Origin of the sequence: Desulfurobacterium indicum (assembly GCF_001968985.1) — a bacterium.
GTDB classification, from domain to species: Bacteria; Aquificota; Aquificia; order Desulfurobacteriales; family Desulfurobacteriaceae; genus Desulfurobacterium_A; species Desulfurobacterium_A indicum.
In genome coordinates this window covers 50,569-74,008 of record NZ_MOEN01000004.1, presented here as the reverse complement: position 1 = coordinate 74,008, position 23,440 = coordinate 50,569, and the positions used below count along the sequence as shown (strand labels likewise).

Annotated in this window: 21 protein-coding genes; 5 read left to right on the top strand and 16 right to left on the bottom strand. The window is 37.1% G+C overall.

Features of this window, described 5'->3' with window-relative positions:
- Positions 1–70: 70 nt before the first annotated feature.
- From BLW93_RS01960 to BLW93_RS01940, 5 genes are all read right to left on the bottom strand, one after another.
- Positions 71–943, bottom strand: a complete 873-nt coding sequence (locus tag BLW93_RS01960) for a D-alanine--D-alanine ligase (RefSeq protein ID WP_076712434.1) — start codon at positions 941–943, stop codon at positions 71–73.
- Positions 940–2,232, bottom strand: coding sequence for a UDP-N-acetylmuramoyl-tripeptide--D-alanyl-D-alanine ligase (locus BLW93_RS01955; RefSeq protein WP_076712433.1), 1,293 nt, complete (start codon positions 2,230–2,232; stop codon positions 940–942). The genes BLW93_RS01960 and BLW93_RS01955 overlap by 4 nt, the downstream gene beginning before the upstream one ends.
- The gene (locus tag BLW93_RS01950) at positions 2,210–3,658 is read right to left on the bottom strand and encodes a UDP-N-acetylmuramoyl-L-alanyl-D-glutamate--2,6-diaminopimelate ligase (RefSeq protein WP_076712432.1); all 1,449 of its coding nucleotides are present in this window, start codon (positions 3,656–3,658) and stop codon (positions 2,210–2,212) included. The genes BLW93_RS01955 and BLW93_RS01950 overlap by 23 nt, the downstream gene beginning before the upstream one ends.
- A complete protein-coding gene (locus BLW93_RS01945; protein ID WP_076712431.1) occupies positions 3,655–3,960 on the bottom strand; it encodes a YtxH domain-containing protein in 306 nt (101 codons plus the stop codon). Before BLW93_RS01945 ends, BLW93_RS01950 begins: the two co-directional genes overlap by 4 nt.
- Before the next feature lie 62 nt (positions 3,961–4,022).
- A complete protein-coding gene (locus BLW93_RS01940) occupies positions 4,023–5,717 on the bottom strand; it encodes a tetratricopeptide repeat protein (protein WP_076712430.1) in 1,695 nt (564 codons plus the stop codon).
- Between the two features lie 68 nt (positions 5,718–5,785).
- Between BLW93_RS01940 and recG the strand changes: the two genes are divergently transcribed.
- Positions 5,786–8,236 carry an ATP-dependent DNA helicase RecG gene (recG, locus tag BLW93_RS01935; protein WP_076712429.1) on the top strand — a complete coding sequence of 817 codons (2,451 nt, stop codon included), beginning with the start codon at positions 5,786–5,788 and terminating at the stop codon, positions 8,234–8,236.
- Between the two features lie 199 nt (positions 8,237–8,435).
- Here the strand turns inward: recG and BLW93_RS01930 are convergent, their stop codons facing one another.
- From BLW93_RS01930 to BLW93_RS01915, 4 genes are read right to left on the bottom strand one after another with little or no spacing between them, the layout of a single operon-like run.
- Positions 8,436–9,260 (bottom strand): CoB--CoM heterodisulfide reductase iron-sulfur subunit B family protein, encoded by an 825-nt coding sequence (locus BLW93_RS01930; protein WP_076712428.1) that lies wholly within the window; start codon positions 9,258–9,260, stop codon positions 8,436–8,438.
- Positions 9,257–10,285, bottom strand: a complete 1,029-nt coding sequence (locus tag BLW93_RS01925; protein ID WP_076712427.1) for a succinate dehydrogenase/fumarate reductase iron-sulfur subunit — start codon at positions 10,283–10,285, stop codon at positions 9,257–9,259. Before BLW93_RS01925 ends, BLW93_RS01930 begins: the two co-directional genes overlap by 4 nt.
- Before the next feature lie 38 nt (positions 10,286–10,323).
- A complete protein-coding gene (locus BLW93_RS01920; protein WP_078058061.1) occupies positions 10,324–11,868 on the bottom strand; it encodes an ArnT family glycosyltransferase in 1,545 nt (514 codons plus the stop codon).
- Entirely contained in the window at positions 11,831–12,100 is a 270-nt protein-coding gene (locus tag BLW93_RS01915; protein WP_076712426.1) for a hypothetical protein, read from the bottom strand. The genes BLW93_RS01920 and BLW93_RS01915 overlap by 38 nt, the downstream gene beginning before the upstream one ends.
- A gap of 83 nt (positions 12,101–12,183) precedes the next feature.
- Between BLW93_RS01915 and BLW93_RS01910 the strand changes: the two genes are divergently transcribed.
- The 4 genes from BLW93_RS01910 to BLW93_RS01895 all read left to right on the top strand — a co-directional run bounded on the left by BLW93_RS01910 (position 12,184) and on the right by BLW93_RS01895 (position 17,014).
- Positions 12,184–13,743 (top strand): ArnT family glycosyltransferase, encoded by a 1,560-nt coding sequence (locus BLW93_RS01910; protein WP_245791977.1) that lies wholly within the window; start codon positions 12,184–12,186, stop codon positions 13,741–13,743.
- Positions 13,730–14,695 carry a glycosyltransferase gene (locus tag BLW93_RS01905; protein ID WP_076712425.1) on the top strand — a complete coding sequence of 322 codons (966 nt, stop codon included), beginning with the start codon at positions 13,730–13,732 and terminating at the stop codon, positions 14,693–14,695. Before BLW93_RS01910 ends, BLW93_RS01905 begins: the two co-directional genes overlap by 14 nt.
- Positions 14,682–15,578, top strand: a complete 897-nt coding sequence (locus BLW93_RS01900) for a lysylphosphatidylglycerol synthase transmembrane domain-containing protein (protein WP_158025367.1) — start codon at positions 14,682–14,684, stop codon at positions 15,576–15,578. The genes BLW93_RS01905 and BLW93_RS01900 overlap by 14 nt, the downstream gene beginning before the upstream one ends.
- A gap of 74 nt (positions 15,579–15,652) precedes the next feature.
- Positions 15,653–17,014, top strand: coding sequence for a CsgG/HfaB family protein (locus BLW93_RS01895; protein ID WP_076712423.1), 1,362 nt, complete (start codon positions 15,653–15,655; stop codon positions 17,012–17,014).
- Positions 17,015–17,043: 29 nt separating this feature from the next.
- Here BLW93_RS01895 and BLW93_RS01890 read toward each other — a convergent pair whose 3' ends face one another.
- The 7 genes from BLW93_RS01890 to BLW93_RS01860 form a co-directional block, all read right to left on the bottom strand.
- Positions 17,044–17,835 carry a hypothetical protein gene (locus BLW93_RS01890; protein WP_076712422.1) on the bottom strand — a complete coding sequence of 264 codons (792 nt, stop codon included), beginning with the start codon at positions 17,833–17,835 and terminating at the stop codon, positions 17,044–17,046.
- Positions 17,836–17,837: 2 nt separating this feature from the next.
- On the bottom strand, positions 17,838–18,638 hold the full coding sequence (locus tag BLW93_RS01885; RefSeq protein WP_076712421.1) for a radical SAM protein: 801 nt from the start codon (positions 18,636–18,638) through the stop codon (positions 17,838–17,840).
- On the bottom strand, positions 18,601–19,530 hold the full coding sequence (locus tag BLW93_RS01880) for a PSP1 domain-containing protein (protein ID WP_076712420.1): 930 nt from the start codon (positions 19,528–19,530) through the stop codon (positions 18,601–18,603). Before BLW93_RS01880 ends, BLW93_RS01885 begins: the two co-directional genes overlap by 38 nt.
- 118 nt (positions 19,531–19,648) lie before the next feature.
- Positions 19,649–20,593 carry a flagellin N-terminal helical domain-containing protein gene (locus BLW93_RS01875; protein WP_076712419.1) on the bottom strand — a complete coding sequence of 315 codons (945 nt, stop codon included), beginning with the start codon at positions 20,591–20,593 and terminating at the stop codon, positions 19,649–19,651.
- 11 nt (positions 20,594–20,604) lie between these two features.
- Positions 20,605–21,963, bottom strand: coding sequence for a flagellar hook-associated protein FlgK (gene flgK / locus BLW93_RS01870; RefSeq protein ID WP_076712418.1), 1,359 nt, complete (start codon positions 21,961–21,963; stop codon positions 20,605–20,607).
- A gap of 55 nt (positions 21,964–22,018) precedes the next feature.
- Positions 22,019–22,372 carry a hypothetical protein gene (locus tag BLW93_RS01865; protein ID WP_076712417.1) on the bottom strand — a complete coding sequence of 118 codons (354 nt, stop codon included), beginning with the start codon at positions 22,370–22,372 and terminating at the stop codon, positions 22,019–22,021.
- The gene (locus BLW93_RS01860; protein ID WP_076712416.1) at positions 22,369–23,412 is read right to left on the bottom strand and encodes a potassium channel family protein; all 1,044 of its coding nucleotides are present in this window, start codon (positions 23,410–23,412) and stop codon (positions 22,369–22,371) included. Before BLW93_RS01860 ends, BLW93_RS01865 begins: the two co-directional genes overlap by 4 nt.
- Positions 23,413–23,440: the final 28 nt, after the last annotated feature.

Sequence of the window (23,440 nt, the reverse complement as noted above, 5' to 3'; positions counted from 1 at the left end):
GGGGAATAAATGAAAACCATCAAACCTGATAGTAGTATGAGTATAGAGAAAATTATGAATAGTGGCCTTTTCATCCTTTAAGAATTTCCTCGATGAGTTCTTCAAATGTTATTCCCGCTGCTTCTGCCGACTTCGGGAGCAGACTGCGTTCTGTCATTCCAGGAATCGTGTTTACTTCGAGTATATAGGGAACGTTCATTTCGTCGAGCCTTAAATCTATTCTTACGGCGCCTTTACATTCTAAAATGTGGAATATTTTTTCAGCCAGTTTTCTTATTTTTTTAGCAATTTTTTCAGGTATCTGAGTTGGGACTTCATATTTTGTGGTGTGTTTCTTGTATTTTGCTTCGTAATCGTAGAATCCACCTTCAGGGATAATTCCTACGATCGGAAGGGCTTTCCCGTTTAATACAGGAATCGTTAGTTCTCTTCCTTCTATAAATTCTTCTATAATTATTTTTGTGTCATATTTAAAAGCCAATTCAACTGCTTTTTCGAGTTCTTCCTGTTTTTTTACGACGGATATACCTACTGTTGAGCCTGTTCTGGCAGGTTTTACGACACAAGGTATCTCTATCCAATCGACTTCTTTTTTGGAGAAGTAGGTTTCTCCGGCAGGAACTGGAATGCCAAAACTTTTCAGGATGCGTTTTGTCGCGTCTTTGTCCATGCATATTGCACTTGACTCGACTCCGCAGCCGGTGTATGGTATTCTCAGTGTTTCTAAAAGCCCCTGAACAGAGCCGTCTTCTCCCGGGACGCCGTGCAGGGCTATAAAAACTTTTTGGGGTTTAAGTTCTATCAAGTTTTTTGCTACGTTTTCGTCAAGTTCAAGGTCTAAAACTTCATATCCAAGGTTTTTCAGAGCTTTTACAACAGCGGCTGCGCTTTTTCTGGAAACTTCTGCTTCTGGTGAAGGTCCTCCTTTAAGAACAACTATCACTGAAACCTCTCTTTTATTATGTTTTCTACGTCTTCAAGCCGATTTCCTCTTGAACCTTTTATAAGAACGGTTTTTCCTTTAAAATTGAACTTCCTTAGGAAGTTCATGAATTCTTTTCTGTTATTAAAATAATAACCTTTGCCATTAAAATTTGAAAGATAGAAGGCGCTGTTTTTACCGAAAAATATGGCTTCTTCAATTCCTTTTTCTGTGAGATATTTGCCTATCTCTTCGTGGAATTTTTCCGAGTGATTTCCAAGTTCCAGCATTTCTCCCAGTATTGCTACTTTAGGGTTTTGGTATAGGGAAAGAACATCTATTGCATTTTTCATTGATGCTGGATTGGCGTTATAGTAGTCTTTTATTATTGTGACTTTTTTAAGTTTTAATACTTCCATACGCCATTTTGGCGGTTTGAATGTTTCTATCTGTTCTATTATTTCATTGTAAGGCACTTTTAGAATATTTCCGATGATTAGAGTTATTAAAACGGCGTTTAGTATGCCTTTTCCAGGCACTTTAACTTTTCCTGATATCGTTGTGTTGTTTACTTTTGCCGTAAATGTTGTTTCTTCAGGTGAAAAATTTGCGTTCAGAATTTCGGCGATACCACCTTTCCCGAAGGTCAATATGTTTTCCTCTTTTGTCAGATGAGAGGGGGCGATCTTAATTTCCGTGTTTTTTAGAAGTGAAAATTTCTCTTTTATTAAATTTTCCAGTGTTTTGAATCCTTCGAGATGCCCCGGTTCTACTGCGGTTACAATTCCTATGTTTGGTTTTACAAGTTTTGTTAAGGCTTTGACTTCTCCCGGGCTGTTTGTTCCTATTTCTTGAATGTAAATGTCGCATGGCTTGAGATTTGCAAGGGTATGGATAACTCCTAAAAGGTTGTTATAGCTTTCAATGTTTGAGTGAACTGTGAACTTTCGCGATAGGACATGTGATAACAGTTCTTTTGTTGTCGTTTTGCCTACGCTACCAGTTATTCCTATGGTTTTCCCTCTGAAGTTTTTGCGGTTGAATAGGGCAATTTTTTTAAATGCTTCCATAGTATCGTTAACATGAATTGCCGGGAAGTGTGGATTTAAAACTTTTTCGGTCAGTGTAGCAACCGCTCCATTTTTAAAGGCATCTTCTATGAAGTCATGTCCGTCTCTTTTCCCCTTTAACGGGATAAAAAGAGTGTTTCCTTTAACTTTTCTTGAGTCAAATTCGAAGCGTTCAACCTGTATATCTTTATTTCCAATAATTTTCCCGTCTGTGATCTCAGCTATTTCTTTTAGTGTCATTTATTACCTCTAATACTGCTTCTCTGTCGCTGAAATGGTGCTTTTCTCCGTTTATTTCCTGATACTCTTCGTGTCCTTTTCCTGCTATCAATATAATGCCTTCGTTTTCTTTTATTGCTTTTTCTATTGCTTTTTTTCTGTCTTTTATAACAACCGTCTTTTGAAAGTTACAGCCTTCTAAAATTTCTTCTATTATTTTGTCTGGATTTTCGAAGCGGGGGTTGTCTGTTGTTACTATTATTCTGTCTGCAATTTTAGAAGCTATCGCTCCCATTAAAGGTCTTTTATGTTTATCTCTATCACCGCCGCATCCAAATACAACGGTAAGTTTTCTGTCAGGGTATGTCTCTTTTAATGTTTTGAGGACGTTTTCGAGGGCGTCTGGTGTGTGAGCATAATCTATATAGATATTTGGGACAACTTCTTCCAGTCGTCCCGGGACTCTTATATTTTCGAATGTTCCTTCTATATTTTTAATGCCAAGTTTTAGTAGTGTGCCAAATGCGGCAGTAACATTATATGCGTTGTATTTTCCTTTTAGATTTGTTTTGATATGGTAAGTTTTGTTGTTAAATGTTATTTCTATTACTGTTCCGTCCGGGAGAGGCTGTATGTTAGTTAGCCTGAAATTTCCAGATTTTCCGTAAGATAGAGTTTCGAACGTTCTTATCTGTTTTGTTCCTTCTATTATACTTCCGAAAAAATTATCACTGTTTGTCAGGAAAAATCCTTTCGGATTTATATGTTTTAGAAACTGGTATTTAGCAAGAAAGTAGTCAAAGATGTCTCTATAAAAGTCAAGGTGTTCAGGTGAAAGGTTTGTGAAGATACCTGCATGAAAGTTTAATCCCTCAATCCTTGAAAGAGAAACAGCGTGAGATGAAACTTCCATAACCACATATTCGGTACCTTCATCAACCATTTTTTTTAGAAGTGCATTTAATTCTATTGGAGGAGGTGTGGTTCTTTCTGCTTTTTTTCTGCTTTTAGGGGTTATGTATTCTACGGTTCCTATCAATCCTGTTTTAAAGCTGGCTTTTTTTAAAGCGTTGTATAAGATAAATGATGTTGTTGTTTTTCCATTTGTTCCAGTTATTCCTATGAGTTTTAATTTTTTTGAGGGTTCTCCGAAAAATTTGTGGGCTATCAAGGCTTCGGTTTTTCTTATATTTCTTGTTAGTAGAGTTGTAATACCTTTATCTGCCAGTTTTTTTAGAAATTTTTCATCTGTTCCTATTACGGCAACAGCTCCTCTGGATATGGCACTTTCGGCAAACTTGTGGCCGTCAGTTTTAAATCCTTTTACCGCGAAAAAAAGATAGCCAGCACCAATCTGCCGGCTATTTTCGGATAAACCTTTGATGTTGTGCTCTTTGAAAAGGATAGGTTTTACGTCACTGTTTTCTATTAACTTTGATAGTTTCAAGCTTCCGTTTCATCTCCTTTTATTGCTTCTTCCAACTTTTGAATTTTGGATTCTACTTCATCGAGGATATCTTTTTTTTCTTCTTCAGAAAGCTCTTCTTCTGGAGACATGATAAGAGTCTGAATATTTTCCGCAATTTCTTTGACAAGGTTTTTCGCTCTTTCGGGAAGGTCGCTGTCCTTAAGCTGCTCCTGGAGCTCCTGCAGTTTCTCCATTATTTCTTCTTTTCTTGTTGTTGCAAGATAAGCTGCTCCTGCGCCGACTAAACTTCCAAGGATAAACATTATCGTTCCTTTTTTCATCTGTAAGCCTCCTTCCTTTCCTGTTCTGTAATTAATTTATTGATTTATTTCGGCTTGAACAACTATTCAAGGCGTTTAAGAATCTCTTCTGCTCTATATTTTATATTATCTTCACCCTCTATAGAATCGGGATTTTCGGTCATTTTCTGTATAGACTTTTTCAGATGTTTCCTTGCATTTTCCCAGTCGCCTTTGTAGTAGAGGCATTCTCCTAAATGTTCTTCAACAACGGTATCTCCGTTGGTTAGTTTAAACGCCCTTTGCAGTTTTGTACATGCTTTGTCATAGTCACCTAGTTTAAACAGTATCCATCCATAAGTGTCAATGTATGCTCCATTGTCCGGATGTTTGTTGAGTGCTTTTTTTATCATTTCAAGTGCTTTCTGGAGGTTTTCTCCTCTATTTGCGTATAAATATGCTAGATAGTTGAGTGCTGAAGGATTTTCTGGGTCTTTTTTCAGAAGTTCTTTTAGATAATTTTCCGCTTCCTGTTCCCTGCCCAGTTTGTCGGCGTAAACCGCCAGCGCAAAGTATATTTTTGGATTTTCCGGTTTTTTGTTTATAAGTGATTTAAGGAAGTCATAGGCTTCTTGAGTGTTTCCGTTTTTATCGACGATGGCGGCTATTCTAAGTGCATAGTCGCTCTTTTTAGTGAGCTGGTATAACCTTTCAAAATAGGCTTTTGCTTCTTCTAGTTTTCCGAGTCTTAGATATAGTGTTGCCAGTTGTTCTATTACGGTTGTGTTTTCCGGGAAAAGATCAAGTGACTTTTCATAGGCTTTTACCGCTTTTTCCTTCTGTCCTGTGAGTTCGTAGGCAAGCCCAAGTAAAAAGTAAACGTTTGGATTGTCAGGATTCAGTTTTGTTATTCTTTCTATTACTGGAATAACCTTACTGTACTCCCTTAAGTTTAGAAGACTTGTTGCAACCTGCGTTAAGTTTTGCAGGTTGTAAGGTTCTCTTTCTACTATTTTGTTTAAAACTTTTACGGCTTTTCCTTTTTCACCGTCTATTATGTATATTTTTGCAAGTTCCCTGAGCGCTGGTAGCGGTGCGTTTTTGTTTCTGCATAGCTTTTCAAAGAATCTTTTTATTCTTTTATCGTGTGTTTTTTGATAGATTTCTTCCAGGAATTGGTATGCATCATCTATTTCCGGGTTGAGCCTGGCAGCTTTTATAAGATATTTTGTAGCCTCTTTATACTGCTTTAGCTTGTAGTAACTGTATCCTGCAAGGAAGTTAAGAAGCGGGTTTTCAGGGGCCAGGTGAATCCCTTTGTTCAATATTTCAGTTGCTTTTTTGTAGCGTTTTTGGCCTATCAGGAGCTTGCCGCAGATTATGTAGTCTTCAGGTTTGTTTGATTTTTTGGTTAATTTTAAAAAAACGCTGGTGGCTTGTTTGTCCAGACCGTTCATTATGAGGAGTTTTCCAAGTAGTCGGAGTGTTTTTTCGTTATTTGTTTTTATTGATTTTGTTATCTTTATTGCTTTTTCCAGGTTACCGGTTGATGCGTAGAACATAGCGGCTGTTAATTTTAATTCTGTGTCGTTTGGTCTGGCTTTTAGTGCTTTTTTCAGATACTTTTCTGCTTCTTTCTTTTTTCCTTCCTTTGTAGCTATTGAGAAGTTCATATAATAATAGAGGAAATTATTGTTTTGTTTTTTTATCGTTTCTGGTGGTTTTGTAACAGGTTTTTGTTGTGTGGCACAGGAAGATGTAAGCACAATTATAGACAAAAAGGCTGCAATTTTTTTCATATGGTTATCCTCTTTGGATAGGTATATTTTAACTATAACAAATTATACCACCTTAAAAGGTGAACTTTATGAAGGATACGCTTGAAAACATTAAAAGGCTTCTTACTCTGCTGGTTAAAGAAGACTTTAAGTATTTTGACAGGATTAAAGATCCGGATAAGGCTTTGCTTGCAATGTTTTCACAATTAAAACCTTTTTTGTCCGGCAAGAGACTTTCTTTTATCAATAAGGCGGAGAAGTTTTTGAGGAATTACAGGTATCTTTCTGAAAAAGATAGAAAACGTTTTATCAAAGAGCTTCATACCGTTTTTGTTCTCAGGTTTTCGTTTGATGAGATAGAAGAAGATGTTCGTAAGAGAAAATCGGAAAAACTCGTTTCTTCCTCATCTTCAGGTTTTAAGGAAGAAAAAGAGAAGTATCCTGTAAGAGCTTTCTTCCAATCTCCGGAAACGGTTAAAGGTTTAAATAAGTTTGCCTCTTCTCGCTTTAAAAAATTGGGATTGGAAACCATTTTTGATGTTCTTTTCTACGTTCCTTTCAGGTATGAAGACCGAACAACCGTGACTCCACTTAATCTTTTAAGGGAAGGAGAAACAGCCCTTATTAAAGGGAAGGTTGTGGGAATTGTGGAAACTTTAACAAAGAAAGGAAAAAAACTTTTAAAAGTTATACTTTACGATACTCATGGAAAGATTACTTTGCTTTTTCTTCAACAGAGGGTTTTCGGTTTTTACAAAAAACTCTTTTCTCAGGCTAAAGAGCTCGGAAAAGAAGTTATAGCTTATGGAAAGGTTAAAAGGAGCGGCCTCTCCTTTACCATGGTTCATCCAGAAGTTGAAGTTTTCGAGGAAAAAAAGAATTATTCGAAAGTAGGAGTGATACTTCCAGTTTATCATTTAGCTGAAGGACTGAAACAACATCTTGTCAGAAAAGATATTGAATATGTTGTTAGGAAAGCAGCACCGCGATTTCCCGAATATCTTCCAAAAGAGATAGTAGGAAAGAGAAAACTGCCTTCAATATCGCGTTCAATATGGGAAGTACATTTTCCCACGTCTTCTATTGAAGAGTTGGAGGAGTTTAGAACTCCTTATCAGAAAAGGTTGATATACGATGAGTTTTTCTTGTTCCAGACAGCGTTAGCTCTTGTCAGGAAAAGGATAAAGGAAGATAAGGGTATAGCTTTTCCGGTAAATGAAGAGATGCTGGAAGAGTTTAAGAAACATCTGCCTTTTTCTCTGACAGGTGCTCAGGAAAGGGTTTTAAAAGAGATAATTGCTGATATGAAAAATAGTAAACCGATGAATAGATTGATTCAGGGGGATGTCGGTAGCGGTAAAACTGTTGTTGCTGCTGCGGCTGCTTTTTTTGCTGTTAAGAGCGGTTATCAGGTTGCTGTAATGGCTCCTACCGAGATTCTTGCAAATCAGCATTTTAAAAAGTTTAAAGAATTTTTCTCTCATTTTGGTATTCCTGTTGGCATTTTAACCGGCAGTATGACTCCAAAAGCCAAGAATATGGCTCTTAAAGCGGTTAAAAAAGGATATTTTAAGGTTGTTGTCGGCACTCATGCCCTTATTCAGGAAAAAGTGGAGTTTGAAAATCTTGGGCTTGTTATTATTGACGAACAACACAGGTTTGGTGTTAAGCAGAGGGCGGAGCTAAAAAACAAAGGTGACCGTCCTGATGTTCTTGTTATGACGGCAACACCTATTCCGAGAACGCTTGCTCTCACGGCATACGGTGATCTTGACATTTCGGTAATTGATGAGATGCCGGCAGGTCGGAAACCTGTGAAGACGAAGATTATTTTTGATGATGAGATGGAGAAGGTTGTTTCTTTTTTAAAAAAGGAGCTGTCTGAAGGTAACAGGGTTTATATAGTTTATCCTCTTGTTGAAGAATCGGAAAAGATGGAGTTAAAAGCAGCAACGGATATGTTCCATTTCTGGAATGAAAAGCTCAAAGGTTTTTCTGTGGGTCTTCTTCACGGAAGAATGAAGCAGGAAGAAAAAGATGATGTGATGGCAAAGTTTAAATCAGGAGAATTTCAGGTTCTTGTTTCAACGACAGTTATAGAGGTTGGAGTGGACGTTCCCGAAGCGACGGTTATGGTGATTGAGCATGCGGAAAGGTTCGGTCTTGCCCAGCTTCATCAGTTGAGGGGAAGAGTGGGTAGAAGTGATAGGCAGTCTTACTGTTTCCTTATAACCAAACGAACGGTAGGGGAAGATGCCATTAAGCGTTTAAAGGTTCTTGAAGCTACCACAGATGGATTTAAAGTTGCAGAGGCGGATCTTGCCTTCAGAGGTCCGGGAGAGCTTATGGGAACGAGGCAGTCTGGCATAGGCGAGTTTAAAATAGCTGACTTGAGGCGCGATCTTGAGCTTTTGAAGATTGCAAGAGAAGATGCTTTTGAGTTTGTGGAAGAAAATCCTGAACTTAAAGGTTTTGACAATTTGAAAGATTTAATGAAATATCGTTTTAAAGGTAATGAGGAGTTTGTTGAAATTGCTTAGATTTTTTAGATTTCGTTTCAACTATAATATTTGACATATATAAGAATAGCTGATAAATTACAATTAATACCAGAAGATGGGGAGGTTCAAAATGGATGCTCTTGCTCTTGCTGCTAAGGCGTGGGGAATTTTAGTGGCTTTCATAGCTATAGTTGGTCCCATCAAGGATTAACCGTTCCCGCCCTTAAAAGGCGGGATTTCATATCTTTACCGGTGTTTTGTGGTATTTTATTCCCGATTCTGTTTCGTCCATTCCAAAAGCTAAGGCTACCATTTCAGGTAGAAAGAGGACAGGGAGTTTTTCCTTAATCTTAGTCTCTGCCTGATATAGGTCAAAAGCCTTAAAACAGAGAGGGCAGGGAGTTACTATAATTTCAGCTCCGGCATTTCTGGCGCTGCTGACAATTTTTTCAATTTTTTTGAAAGCCGTTGCTCTGTCTGTATATATTGCATGGTATCCACAACAGGTGTCTGCCTCTTTAAACGAAACAGGAGTGCCGCCGCATATTTTCATGAGTCTTTCAAGTTCACCATTTTTAACAGCTTTTTCTGGATATTTTAAGTGGCAGCCGTAGAACGGGGCCATTTTGACAAATAATTTTCTCTTTATCTCTTTTTTTATTTTATTTGGTCCTATCTTTCTGGTTAAAAAAGGGAGAAAATGCCATAAATTTGAGTTGCCTGAATAGGATAATTCTTCTTCTTTCAATGTTTCGTTAACCTTTTCTCTTATTTCGTCATTTTTGTCGAGAATTTTTTTTGCTCTGTTTATAACCATGAAACAGGTGTTACAGCTGATCAGCAAGTCAATGTTTTCTTTTTCCGCAGCGGCAATGTTCCTTCCGTTGATTAGGACAGAGAGAAATCTACTCTCTTCATCAATAACGTTTCCACCGCAACACACTGTTTTCCTGATTTCAGAAAGTTCCACACCAAGCCTGTTAAGAACATTTTTTATAACTTCAAACAAAATAAAGTCAAGTCCCTGAAAGCAACAACCTCTGTAAAATCCTATCTTTTTCACTTCTCTTCCCCTTTAAGGAGTGCTTCTATTTTTTCGTCTATTTTACGTATTTTCTTAAAATCTATTGCTTCTACATCTCCTTCTTCTACTAGTGCTCTTACTATCAGGTCTCTCAGTGCTAGAAAACCGTCGGGAAGATGAGGAATTTCCCATACTTCGATGCCGTGTTCCTTACATGTTTTTATAAACTCTTTTACAGCCTTTTCATTATTGTAAACATCTGCCGGTAGAAAAAGTCTGTTGATTTGTCCCGTTGCATATATCCAGTTAAGATAGTGGGAGAGTTTCTTTGCGCCAGGGGATTCTTTCTTTCCGCTTCTGACGATTGCTCTTCTGACTTTTTGTATGGCATCTGCGGGAGCTATGTCTTTCGGACATGTAGCCACGCACTTTTGACACTGAAGACACGACCAAACGGAGGCGTTGAGTGCTATTTCCAGCCTTTTCTCTTTGGTTTCTTCTTTTTCTCGTGAATCTGCTAAAAATCTATAGGTCCTAACAAACGCAAACGGACCCGAAAATGGAACATTTTCTTTCAAAGCTTCGCATACACTGCAGCATATAAGGCAAAGAATACAGTCTGTCTCTTTCTCATACTGCCTGACTTCGTTGGGTTTTACAAGGAATTCGGAATCTTTAGGCGGTTGTTTTTCCTCAAGCCAGAGATTAAATCTTTTTATAGTTTCTTTCTTGTTTTCCGTATCTACAACCAGATCTTTTATTACCTTAAACCTTGATAGCGGTTCTATAATTATGAGTGAAGAGGCAAACTCCTCTATGATTTTTTCTACTGGTGTTTTACATGCAAGATACGGTTTCCCATTGATGTTTACAGCGCAGGAACCACAAATTCCGCTTCTGCAGAATGCTCGAAATGTAAGTGATGAGTCTAAGTTTTCCTTTATGTATGTTAGGCTTTCTAAAATTGTCATTCCTTTACTTGTAGGGATGTTAAAGTCTTCGAAATAGGGTTCCTTGTCCTTTTCTGGATTAAATCTCAATATTCTCAAGGTGGCGGTTTTCAATGTTCGCACCTCTTTTCAATATTTGTAGTTTTCTTAATTTATTCTTTTTCGCATAAGTAGAAAACCTTGTTGCCTAATTTAAACGTTTTTAGTTTCTTGTATAAAGGCTTTTCGGTAATAAAAAATTCTCCTTTTTTAAGCTCTGTCTTTTTCTTTAAAGGGAGTGGTTGTTGTCTAAACTTTTCGCTGTAAAATCCTATTTTTAATTCAGGAATTAAAGTTGAAAGTTCCTTTCCATTTGTTATTTTTGCTATTTCCCATGCTGCTTTTCTGTATTTAGGATATTTAAATTGGGCAATAGAGATGAAATAGGCGCTGTAAAATCCCCTTATCATGAATAGAGCACATCCTGCTATGAGAACGAAGCTGGTTATATCTATTCTTTTCATTGCGTAAAAGTAGATGAAATAGGCAACGATCAGGAAAAATATTGTTGCGTTAAGAGCAATTTCCGTGTGTAAGGTTGCCCATATCGTTCCTATAATGCCCATGAACAGCAGAATATCCATTAAGAATTGAATGTTAGATATACTCCTTTGTGGATTGATTTTTTTATCTTTTAAGATTTCTGCCATTAGTATAGATATAAAAGGAATAAGTGGGATTATGTATCTCATTCTTGTGCCCGGAGATAATAGATAAACCACTAAATTTACAACAATCAGGGCTGTAATCTCTTTCAGAAACGAATTTCGGAGAAAGTTTAGTTTTTTTCTATCCTTTAAAACTTCATATATGGCAAATAGTGACCACGGGAAGAGGGCCAGAGTGAATCTTGGAGTAAACAATAAAATACCTTTTAGAGTTTTTGTTAACGGATTATCAACGGCAGTTCTTCTTACGGCTTCGTGCCATAAAGTTAATATCGCCTTTTCTGGTGATACTGCTATGACCCACAGAAAAAAAGGTGCAAGTCCTGCAATTATTCCTATCAGGTGTTGAGCTGTAAGGATTTCTTTGAGTTTATTTCTTGAAAACAGAATGGTGACATAGGAGAGAACGAAAAAGAGAATTCCAGGTAGTCCTTTTGTCAGAAGGCTAAAAGATGCAAATAGATACCCCAGAGTCCAGGCAATCAATTTTTTATTCGTGTCGAAAAAGTAATACCAGGTGCTTATTGACAGAAAGGTAAAGAGTGTAAATAGCATGTCTGGTTCACATTTTGTTGAATATCCTATTAAAACTGTCCATGTAGTCATGAAAATTATTGATGATAGAACGGCTACTTTTTCATCGAGCTTTCTTTTGACAAAGCTATATAAGAAAAAAGCGGTTAATCCTGTTGCTACAAGAGAGGGAAATCTCAGAGTAAATTCATTTATCCAGTGTGTATTAAAACCTGCAAATAGAATAGTTATCCAGTTGTGCAGTGGAGGTTTCCTGAAATATGGAACCATTAAAACAGTAGGTTGTATTAGGTTGTGTCTGAATAACATTTCGAGGGCGATAATACCCCTTCTGGGTTCTTCGTGATGAAGTGTTAGCAACCATATATTTACCGTTCCGGCTAAAAACAGCATTATCAAGAAGAGATTTAAAGTCTTTTTATCTATCGGTGGTAGTATTTTCTTTATCTTCTTCATTAATCAACACCTCTTTAAAGAATTCTTCTGGAATGTCCGGCTTTTCGCCGGCAGGATGCATCTCTATGTCTATAATGTTACAGTTTGGGCATCGGTAGTAACTGACCCAGAGCTCTTTGTTTCCTACTATTTCCTTAACTTCTCCATTTTTGTTGATGTTTCGTGAACCTATATATTCAAATTCTCCAGCATTTCCGCAGTGTGAACATTTGAAGAGCTTCTTGAATTTCAATTCAAACCTCCATAATATTTCCCAGTGAATTATACTATCTCGGTTATAATTACGTCAGTCCTTTTGTTTTCGGAGAGGTGTGCATGAATAAAATTTTGAAAGATAAGAAACTTTTGATTTTAGCTTTTCTGTCAGTTGCTCTTTTTGTTCTGCCTAACGGTTTCTACTCTGCTTTTGATAAAGATGAACCCAAATACCTTGAAGCTGCTCATGAAATGGTAAAGAGCGAGGATTATATAACTCCCTACTATAATTACGAGTATCGTTTTGATAAGCCAATCCTTGTTTATTGGCTCATTGTTGCAGGTTACAAACTTTTCGGTGTAAATGAATTTGGTGGTAGGCTTTTTGTTTCTCTCTTCGGTGTGGCGCTGGTGCTCATGCTTTATCTATGGATAAAGAAGTGGAAAGATGAGGAATTCGCGTTCTGGTCTTCTCTCATACTCCTTTCTCTGCTTGACTTTATCGTTATGTCTTCCGCTGCGATGCCTGATATTGTTTTAACCTTTTTTATATCGGCTTCTTTGATGGCTTTTTACAACGCTTATCATGAGAAGAAAAAAAGATGTTATCTTGCTGCTTTTGCAGCTGCGGGATTTGCAACATTAACTAAGGGACCAGTAGGACTTGGTCTTCCCGGGCTTGTTGCTGTTGTTTATCTTGTTCTGCGCCGTGATTTGATAAAAACTTTTAAAGAGATTCCGTGGTTTTCGGGATTTACCCTCTTTACGGTTATAGTGGCTCCCTGGTATGCGGCTATTTTGAAAAAGCATGGATATCTTTTCTTCAGGGATTTTATAATTTTCCATAATATAGAAAGGTTTACATCAAAAATTCCAGGTCATCCGACTGAATGGTGGTATTATCTTGCCAATTATCCGTGGATGTTCCTTCCTTTTTCCGTTGTGTTTTTATTTGCAATTTATAGATTTTGGAAGGACAGGAAGAAGATATTTGTTGACGATTTGTTGATGTTTTCGGCGGTTTGGTTTATCGTGGTTTGTGGATTCTTTCAAATAGCTCATACAAAGCTTGCCCACTATTTGCTTCCGTCTTTTCCGGCGTTTGCCGTTTTAACTACTTATTATGTTAGGAATTATAAAGAGAAGCTGCCCTATTACTTGACGGCGTTCTTGTTGTTTATTCTTATTCTTGCCGTTCCTGCTGCGCTTATTCTGAAAGGATTGCCTCTTGTTGCCGCGGTTATGGTTCTGCCTATCGCTTTTTCCGTGTTTTTTATTTTAAAGAGCAATGAACCTTACAAACCGCTTGTTTTTGGTTTTTTATCTGCAATGATCCTGTTTAAATGGATTACTTTACCTGCGCTTGAACCTTATAGAGCCAAGCCTTTTATAGGAAAGGAATTGAGAGAGATGAAACTTCAGCATCCGAAAATTTCTGTTTATTCGCTTGCCTATACAAGTCCTGAAATTGTTTATTATTACGGTGAGGGTAAAATTCCGCAAATAGATTTTAAAAAAGCCTCCGAAGTATTGAAGAAGAGGGATGTTTTAATCGTTACGAGAGAGAATAGGCTTAAAAATTTAAAGGTTCCGTATAGAGTGCTTGATACTAAACAAGAACTTTTGACAAAGCATAAACTGGTAATAATAACTTCGGGAGAGAAAAATGAAGGATATTAAGAAAATTTCTATAGTGGTTCCACTTTACAATGAAGAAGATAATGTTGACGAGCTTTACATGAGAATAAAAAAGGTTGTTGAATTTCTTTCTCTTGATTATGAAATAATTTTTGTTGATGACGGTAGCACGGATAAAACCATTGAGAAGCTTGAGGCAATTGCCGCAAAGGATAAGAGAGTGAAAGTTGTTGAGTTTGCCAGGAATTTTGGACAGACACCTGCGATGATGGCAGGTATGGATATGGCTACCGGTGATGTGATTATTACAATGGATGGAGATTTGCAGAACGATCCTGACGACATACCAAGGCTCCTTGAAAAGATAGAAGAAGGTTATGATGTTGTAAGCGGATGGCGAAAAAATCGTAAGGATGCTGCCATTTCAAGAAAACTGCCTTCAAAGATAGCAAACTGGTTGATAGGAAGGTTAACAGGTATAAAAATTCACGATTATGGCTGTTCTTTAAAGGCTTATAGAAGTTCTGTTATAAAACGGGTAAGACTTTACGGTGAGATGCACAGGTTTATACCTGCAGTTGTTTCGACTGTTACTTCTCCGGATAAAATCATAGAGATACCTGTAAAGCATCATCCAAGAAAGTATGGAAAATCAAAATATGGTATTTCAAGGACTTTTAAGGTAATTGTTGACCTATTTTATGTCTGGTTTGTTAAAAAGTATATGCAGAAACCGATTCATTTTTTTGGTGGTATAGGTTTAACGCTTTTATTTATTGGTCTTGTCTTTTTTTCTTACCTTATGGGTATAAAGATTATGGGGCATTCTATAGGAGGCAGACCGCTTCTTATTATATCGGTTATGTTCATAATCTCTGGGCTTCAGATGTTAACTACAGGTATTATCAGCGAGATATTGATGCGCATCTATTTTGAGTCTCAAAATAAGAAACCTTACGTTATAAGGAGAGTTATTAATAGTGAAGAAGAGTAATTTCTTAATTTCCGTTTTAATCCTTTTACTTTTTGTGTATGTTCTTTATAGGTATGATGTTTTTTCTCAGATTTCCAATATGCTGAGGGATTTGAGTTATAAAGATATTGCTTTTTCACTGTTTATTTATGTTTTTGTTTACATTTTCAGAGCTTTAAGACTCAAGCTTTATATCGATGAAATTCCTCTTTCAGAGATGGCTTCAGTAATAGGGATTCACACTTTTTTTAACAATATTATGCCTTTTCGTTCCGGAGAAACCTCATTCCCTCTTATATTGAAGAAGCTTTACGGCATAGAAATAACTCGTTCTTCGGTTATTTTGTTCGGTGCAAGGATATTTGATCTGGTGTCTTTATCTGTTCTCTTTCTGTTATCTTTGTTTTATGTCTCTTTTTCTGATAAGAGGTTGATATTTTTTCCCATACTTGCTGTTTTGCTTATAGTAATCTTGCTTTTTGTGATTTATAAGTTTCTTTGTTTTTTTAAAGAGAGGATACCGTTTTTTGAAAAATTGATAGTTGCATCGGCGGTGCTTTTCCGTGCGGATAAATTATTGCTGATGTTTCTATTTTCAATTTGTATATGGATTTTGAAATTTACGGCTTTTATGTTTATTTTAAATGCTGCTCATTTGGGACTTGGTTTCTTCAAAACTATTTTTGTTTCGACATTTGCAGAATTTACAACGATTCTACCTATTCATAGCGTAGGAGGATTTGGAACGTTTGAAGCAGGAATGGTAGGGGGATTTTCTCTTATAGGAATGAGTGCTAAAAAAGCACTTCCTTATGCTGTCTATTTCCATACTCTTATTCTTTGTATGTCAGGTTTTACAGCACTTTCAGGCTGGATATATCTTTCCTTGCGTAGAAAAACTTGATTTTAAGAGCTCTTGTTCAAATAAAACTCTAATATTAAAATTAATATTGGGAAAATAATTTTGGGGGTATTGGAATGAGGAGGAGTATTGCTGTTTTAAGTGTCTTTATACTTTCAGCTGTTTTTGTTGCTGGGTGTGGAGGGACAGCTACTACTGTAAGAACAACACCACAGAATATTAATGCTATAGCCTCTTATAAAGGCAAAAAGGCGAGGATAGCTGTTCTCAGCTTTAAGTGTAAAGCGGCAAAGTGTAACGGACGTATAGGAAGCGGAATTTCAGAAATGCTTCAAGATGCTTTGATGCAGAGTGGCAAATTTATAGTCCTTGAAAGGGGAGATGAAATATCTGCTATTCAGTCTGAAAGGAGTTTTGGAGCACCTGTCGGACCGGCTGGAGGACCACTTGAAAGAGCTGATATTGCCGTTACAGGGGCTATAGTTGCTTTTGAACCTAATGCTGGAGGTTTTGGAATAGGAGTTGGCGGATTGCTTCCTAAAGTTCCATTCCTTGGTGGAGTTAAGGTGGGAACAAAGGAGGCATACATCGCTGCCATAATTAAACTTGTTGATGTAAGAACCGGAAGGATTTTAAGTTCAACAAGGGTTGAAGGTAAGGCTTCAAGTTTCAGTGTAGGAGGTCTTGGTGGCGGTCTTTTCGGAAAGGTGCCTCTGGGAGTTGGGCTTGAAGAGTATAAAAATACGCCTATGGAAAAGGCTATTATGGTTATGATAGATAATGCTGTGAAGGCGATAGCTCAGAATATACCTGAGGATTATTACAGATATTCTTCGGGAGGAGAAAGTGTTCAACCTTTAAAGCCTTCGTCAGCCCAGTCTGTATCTGTAACGCAAACTTCTGCTTCTCAGGGAAGCGCAGGAACGATGAGTATCGGAAAAGTCTTTACGGAGGATTTTGAAAAATATGGTCTTGGTCAGATGGCACCGTTTGGTCCCTGGCAGGGTAAGAATGTTAAAGTTGTTCAGGCAGTTCAAATGGATGGGCGTATAGGAAAAGTTGCGGAATTAAAAGGAAAAATTTGCTTGGCAAGAAGGATATATAAAGATTTTCAGATAACGCTTAATAAGGAGATTGGTGGTTATAAAGATCTTGGAATTATTTTTAGAGCTTCAGAAAGTCCGTCTGCCGGTTATGAGGCTGTTTTCGGTCCCGATTGGGTCAGAATTTTCAAGTTTGCAGGTGACAGTAATGTAAAAATTGCCGAGAACCGATTTAAGCCGAGAAACGTTAACGGCTGGTATACGGTGAGTTTCAAAGTCAAAGGAAACAGAATAGAAGCATTTGTCGATGATAAAAAACTGATTGATATTACGGATAACGACCCTGCTTTAAATAGACCAGGCTTTATCTGTTTGAGAAGACCTTATGATGATCCGTTTAAGATAGATAATGTGGAAATAGTTGACCTTCAGTAACAGTATTTTGGTGGGGCGACTTTTGCCCCCTATTCTACTTCTTTTAGTATCTCCTCTATGGTTTTTATTTTGAAATGAATTCTGTCATCTTCTCCGCATTTTACTATCCACTTTTTTATTACAGGAATGAATTTTTCGTAGCTTCTATCGGGGGCAAAACTTGCCAGTGTTATTTCAGCTTCCCGGAAATGTCTTTTTAAGAATTTTGCAAGTTGATTTAGATATCTTATTTTGTCCCTTATCTTCCTTGCTCTTTCGCTGTGCCCCATTCCAAGTTGTATAAAGAATGCTACGTTTGATTTACATTCGTAACCTTCAATGTAATCTTTACCCCAGAAAACCACATCTAGGTTTTTTCCGGAAATGGTTTTATCTCCGCATTTTATTTCTACCTTTCTGCCGTTTAACATTGGCTGGCAGTGCATTGAAACGAGATCAACCTTCCATCTTTTCGCGAGTCCTATTCTGTATACTATTTCCTCAAAGAGTCGTCCTTTCCTGAGAGAGATAAGGTCGTTTTGAGGAATTTCTACGCCTGAAGAGTTTTCACAGTGTTTAAGGAAAAATCTGCTTATTAATTTCCACAATATCTCTTTGTCTTCATCAGATAGCGGTAATTCTTTTAAAAATTTACTTTTTTTAGGTGAGTTCTTGAAACTGTAAAAGTCTCCGACCTTGTTAACTTTTTCTAAAAATCGTGCTACCAGAAGTATTGTTTCAAAGCGTTTCCCTCTCCTTAGACAGCACAGGAATTGGGCAAGTTCTTTTACGGGTTCGCCTAAAAATCTTTCTACATCTACGTAGCAGCTAAAACGGTTCATTTTTAGGTCCTTGCTATGGTTAAAGTTCCACATCCTCCGAGGGGGTCTGTTCTGAATCGGTTGCTTAAAGTTACTCTTATCCCGTGCTTTCTCAAGAATCTGAAGTTTTCCTCATACTTTTCCGGTGATACAGGTTTAAAGGGGCTTGTTTCCACCGGGTTATACATCATTAGCATTACGGTTAAACTGTATTTTTTCGCCAGTTCGGCAAGTTTTGATAACTCTTCTTTGGAATCATTAACACCGTCAAGTAAAAGATATCCCAGCTGATACTTTTTTCGTTTTGTTTTTGATAGCTGTTTTATGTAATTTTCAAATGTTGAAAGTGTTTTTTCAAATGGAAAATTTAGTTTAAACAGTTTTTGCCTTACTGATTTTGAAAATCCGTGGATAGAGAGTGTTATTCCGTCGTGTTTCGATAATAGGAGTTTTTGAAATTCTTTATCTGGATAGCCAGTCGTTGTTATTGTTACTTTGAGCTTTTTGTTTTTAAAAAAAATTAATGCTTTTAAAACTGAATTAACGTTAAAAGAAGGTTCTCCTATGCCTGCTATTGCAATTCCTTTGATAGGAAGTTTCTCTTTTAAGAGCAGATACTGTTGTTTTATCTCTTCTTCGGATAGGTTTCTGAAAAAGCCTTTGTTTCCTGAAGCACAAAAATGGCATCCGATAGGACATCCAACCTGTGTGGAGATACAGAGTGTATCTCCTCTGTAAAACACAGATTCTATATGAAAGCCATCTTCTGTTTCATATACAAAAAGGTTATTCAACCTGCTCTGGTATTTCTTCTTCAGTTTCATGGTCTGTGCTCGCCTTTGTAAAACATTTGAATTTGTCGTCTACGAATTTTTTTACTTCCTCGGTGTATCTTTCCCATTCTTCATCGGGGATAAACGTTCTTATGTCTATCTGTTTTTTTACTCCTGAGTCAACTTCAAGTGTAACGGTTTCAGTTGGTATGTTGACGTCAACGACTCTCCCGGTTGTTCCGTTAATAGTTATGGTTTCTCCTATCTGAGGAAGGTATTCTCTTATACGGTATATAGGCTCTTCATACTTTAAACAACACATGAGCCTTCCACAGACACCTGAAAGTTTTGCCGGGTTTGGTGGTAATCCCTGGATTCTTGCCATTGATAGAGATATAGAGTCAAAACATTCAAGGTATTCTTTGCAACAACATTCTTTCCCGCACATTCCCATAGAACCTATCATTTTTACTTCGTCTCTGACACCTATTTGTCTGAGTTCTATTCGCAATCTGAAATGAGATGCAAGGTCCCTGACGAGCTGTCTGAAATCAACGCGGGTTTCGGATGTGAAATAAAATACCAGTCTTTCTTTGTTTAATGTTGTGTATGCTTTAACAAGTTTCATCGGTAGCTCATGTTTCTTTATCTTTTCCTTACAGATAGGTATTGCTTCCCGGCAGAATTTTTCGTTTTCTCTGAATTTGTCTAAATCTTCGTTTGTGGGTTTTCTGAGAACTTTAAACGTGTTTTCTTCTTTGAATCCGAAGCTTTCGAAAGTTTCTTCGTTGATTCTATATACTCCTAAAACTTTTACTATTTCAACACCTCTGTCCGTTTCTACAACAGCTCTTTCGTTGTAATTTGCGTCAAAATCATCAGGTGCAATGGCAAGTCCTGTTTTCTCGGTATCTAAATATTTAAACTTCAAGGCAGTTTTCATTCCTTATCTCCTGAAGATTAATGGCAGTTAAAAATATAAACCTGCACCGGATTTTCGCTACAAAATTTATTTTCTCATAAAGAAGAGAAAAAGAAAGAGGGGCATTGCCCCTCTGAAGTTATTTGAGGAAGTTTAACAGGCTTAAGTCTTTTGTGTTTGATATTGCAGCCAGAAGTGCCTGGTATGCAGTTTGGCTTTTTTGAAGGTTCATTATCGTTTCTGAATAGTCAGCATCTTCCATTTCCGATACAAGATTTGTGAATTTAAGTTTTAAGGATTCGTTTTGTGTTTTTAAATCGGTTAATGTTGCTATTTGACTTCCTATTTGGGAGCGGTGCTCCATTATTTTTGACAAACCTGCATCAAAAGCATCGAGGATTTTCATCTGCCTGGGTGTTCCAGTGTTGTCAAGATCAACGCTTATAGTCATGTCGTTAAGTTGATCAAGATTACCGTTGTCTATTGCATTTACAATTGTGTCTATTACATCAACCAGAAGTATCTTACCTGAAGCGTAATTTACTCCCATGTATTCTGCTCCGTTGAATGTAGTGTTAAGTTCGACACCTTTTGACACGGGAGCGGTTGTTTCTTCGGTTTCTCCCTGGTATGTTCCGTCAGGTGCGAAAGGAGCCGTTTTTGATTTTATCCCTCCAAAAAGAAAATCTCCGCCTACGGAGATGTTTGCCTGATTAATAATGTAGTCTTTTATTTTCAGAAAGTAATCTTTTAATGCTTTAGCTTCATTGTCGTTTATCACACCTGTGTTTAGGATCTGAACAATTTTTGCTCTTAAAGATTCGCCAGTGTTTACTATTGTTCCCATGGTGGATTCTGCTGTATCAAGGTCTGTTAAGACAAGGTCACTGTTTCTGAGGTATGTTTCTATGTTTTTGTTCAGTTTTTTATACCTTAAAGCTCTTACAAAGTTTACAGGGTCGTCTGATGGTTTTAGAAGCTTTTTGCCAGAAGCTGCTTCAAGGTTATATCTTTCCAGCTCTTCTTGCCTTATACTGTCGTATTTTTTAAAAATGTCAAAGTATGCTATATCGGGTATTCTCATCTTTTACCTCACTAAATCATGTTGAGGATTGTCTGGATAAGTTCATCTGTTACGCTTACAACTTTTGCAGATGCCTGGTATGCTCTCTGAAACTTCGTTAGGTTTATAAACTCTTCATCGGTGTTTACAGCTGATATTTCTTTTAACTGCTGGTCTAAAGAATCTCTTATTTCTATCGAAGATTTTATAAGGTTGTCTGTTTTGTTGGTTTCAGTTGCTATGGGTGTTATGATTTCTGTTGAGTAATATTCTGAGAAACTTTGATTATTAAGGCCTGAGATAGGAGTGTCTTCGAGTGCGATAATAGCTTTGATGTTTGTATTGTCAGAATCAGGATATGTTGCGTTTTGGGAAGCAGCTATCAGTTTTGGATCTTCAAAATTTAATGTGATATTTGATGCGTCTATTGTGGAAGAGCCGTTATCGCTTGTGAAAAAGTCTGTTCCCGGGTTACCGTTTAGATCATATCCTGCTTTGTGCTGTGTGTTTATTGCATTTGCAAATTGAGTTGTGAATATATTTAACCTATCGATTGTTTGGTTTATAAAGTCTATTCCTTTAAGGTAACCTCCAAGTTTTCCATTCTGGAATTCGGCAGTTATATCTGTATTGTTCCACTTGATTACAGGGTTGTTGTTTCCATCAGTAGAATATGAAAGGGATTGAGAATTTATGCCTATTACGAGGGAAAATCCTTTTGCCGTTGAAACATCAACGGTGCCGTCTTCGTGGAATGTAACTTTTGTGTCTACGAGAGAACTTAATTCTTTTAGCGTTCTATCTCTTTCGTCCAGATATTCGTTGTATCTGTCCGGGTTTGACTTATAGAAAAATTTCAAATTTTTGTTTATGTCAGCCAGTTTTTCTGTTAGACGGTTGATATTATCTACAGTATCTTTTATACCCAAGTTAGTTTTCTCTTTTATATCTGTTAAATAAGAGTAAGAATCCCTTATCCTTCCAACTAATACTTTTGCTTTAGAAAGGGCAGCATATCTTGCTGTTAAGTCGCCGGGATTGACGGCAATGTCATTTAACGATGCAAAGAAATCGTTTAATGCAGCACCAAAACCGCTACCTGCCGTATCGTTGAATACATCTTCTACCTGATCAAGTATATTTTTATAGTCGCTTAATCCTTCCGTTTCCTGGTTTGCTTTTATGTATCTGCTAAACATTATCTTGTTGGAGATTCTTTTTATGTCTTGAATGTAAGCTCCACTTCTTGCCGGAAGGTCGGCAATTACGGGTTCTTCTCTTGAATAGCCATCGGTAAATGCATTGGAAATATTTTTATTAGTAACGTCAATAGCGTCTTGATATGTCAGGAGTGACTGCCCGGCTATTGATAGTGAATATAGAAGTGACATCTCATCCTCCCGGCTTTACTTCTAATTCTAATTATCGTTTGTTTCAGTCTGTTTTTTATACCTTTTTTCCGAATATGGAGCGGTTTTGCGCCAGTTTACCGTCTTTTGAATACACCTCAATATATTCTTCCGGGATTAACGCCTTTACTGTCTCTTCCAGCATATCCATGTTATTTAATAGGAGTAAGCTGTTTCTTTTGTTAAGCTCCTCGATTTTTTCTATGGTTTCTTTAAAAGGGTTTAAGTCTTTCGCTTCCAATTTTGCCAGTTCTGCAAGGATGTTTCTTTTTTCTTTGCTTATTTGTAGCAGTCTGTCTGCAGCTTTTGGTTCAGTTATCCCTTTTTTAAGCAAAATATTTTCCTCTTCAAGGAGTTTAACAAGGGTATCAAGTTCTTCCTTTACATTCATGAATCTTCCCCGCTTATTAATTTTTTAAGTTTTTCGAACTGCTCTGTTGTTCCAATGATAATTATTGTATCACCCTTTAGAAGCATTGTGGTGGACACCGGATTGAGTATAAATGAGCCATCTTCCCTTTTTATACCTATCACGATTACGCCGGTTTTTTGCGGAATTTGAACATCTTTTAAAAGTTTACCGTGAACGGGAGAATCGTTCGGAATTTTCACCTCTTCCAATCTTAAATCTATTTCACCGTGTCGGGTTACAATATCAAGGAAGCTTACAACATTAGGCCTTATGGCTATGGATGCCATCCTTATTCCGCCAATAGTGTTAGGAGATATGACTTCGTCTGCTCCTGCTATTTTAAGTTTTGGAATACTTGCTTCTTCCGATGCTCTTGCTACTACTTTTACCCTTGGATTTAAGTTTTTTGCAGAAAGGGTTATAAACAGGTTGTTGGAGTCGTTGGATGTTGTGATGATAAGGTTGGCAGCGGATTTAATTCCAGCCTTCATTAAGATTTCGTCGTTTGTGGCGTCTCCTACTATGTATCTTATGTTATGGAATGTTTCAAGAATTTTGTTTATTTTTTCGTGGTCTTTTTCTATTACTAGAAAAGGAATGTGTTCTTTGTGAAGCTCCTGGACGGCTGCAAGTCCTGTTCTGCCAAGTCCGCAAACAATGGTGTGATTTTTCATTTGAGAAATCATCTTTTCCAACCTCTTCATAGCAAAATATTTTTTTAGATCTCCTTCGAATATCATGTAGGCAATGGTTGAAGCTCCATAGGCGTAAACACTAAATGCGATGATTATGATAAGCATTGTAAAAATTCTGCCTGCTTCTGTCAGTGGATGTATTTCTCCATAGCCTACAGTTGATATTGTTATTATTACGTGCCATAGGGCGTCGAAAAAAGACCATTTTTCAATTATCATTATTCCTATGGTTGAGAAAAGGACGACGCTTACTATAAGAAGCAGTATTCTTAGGAACTTTCTTGCTACATTTTTTCTTAAGTATTCGAGTTCTTGTGCAGGCATTTCCCGTCCTTTATCTGTCATAATATTT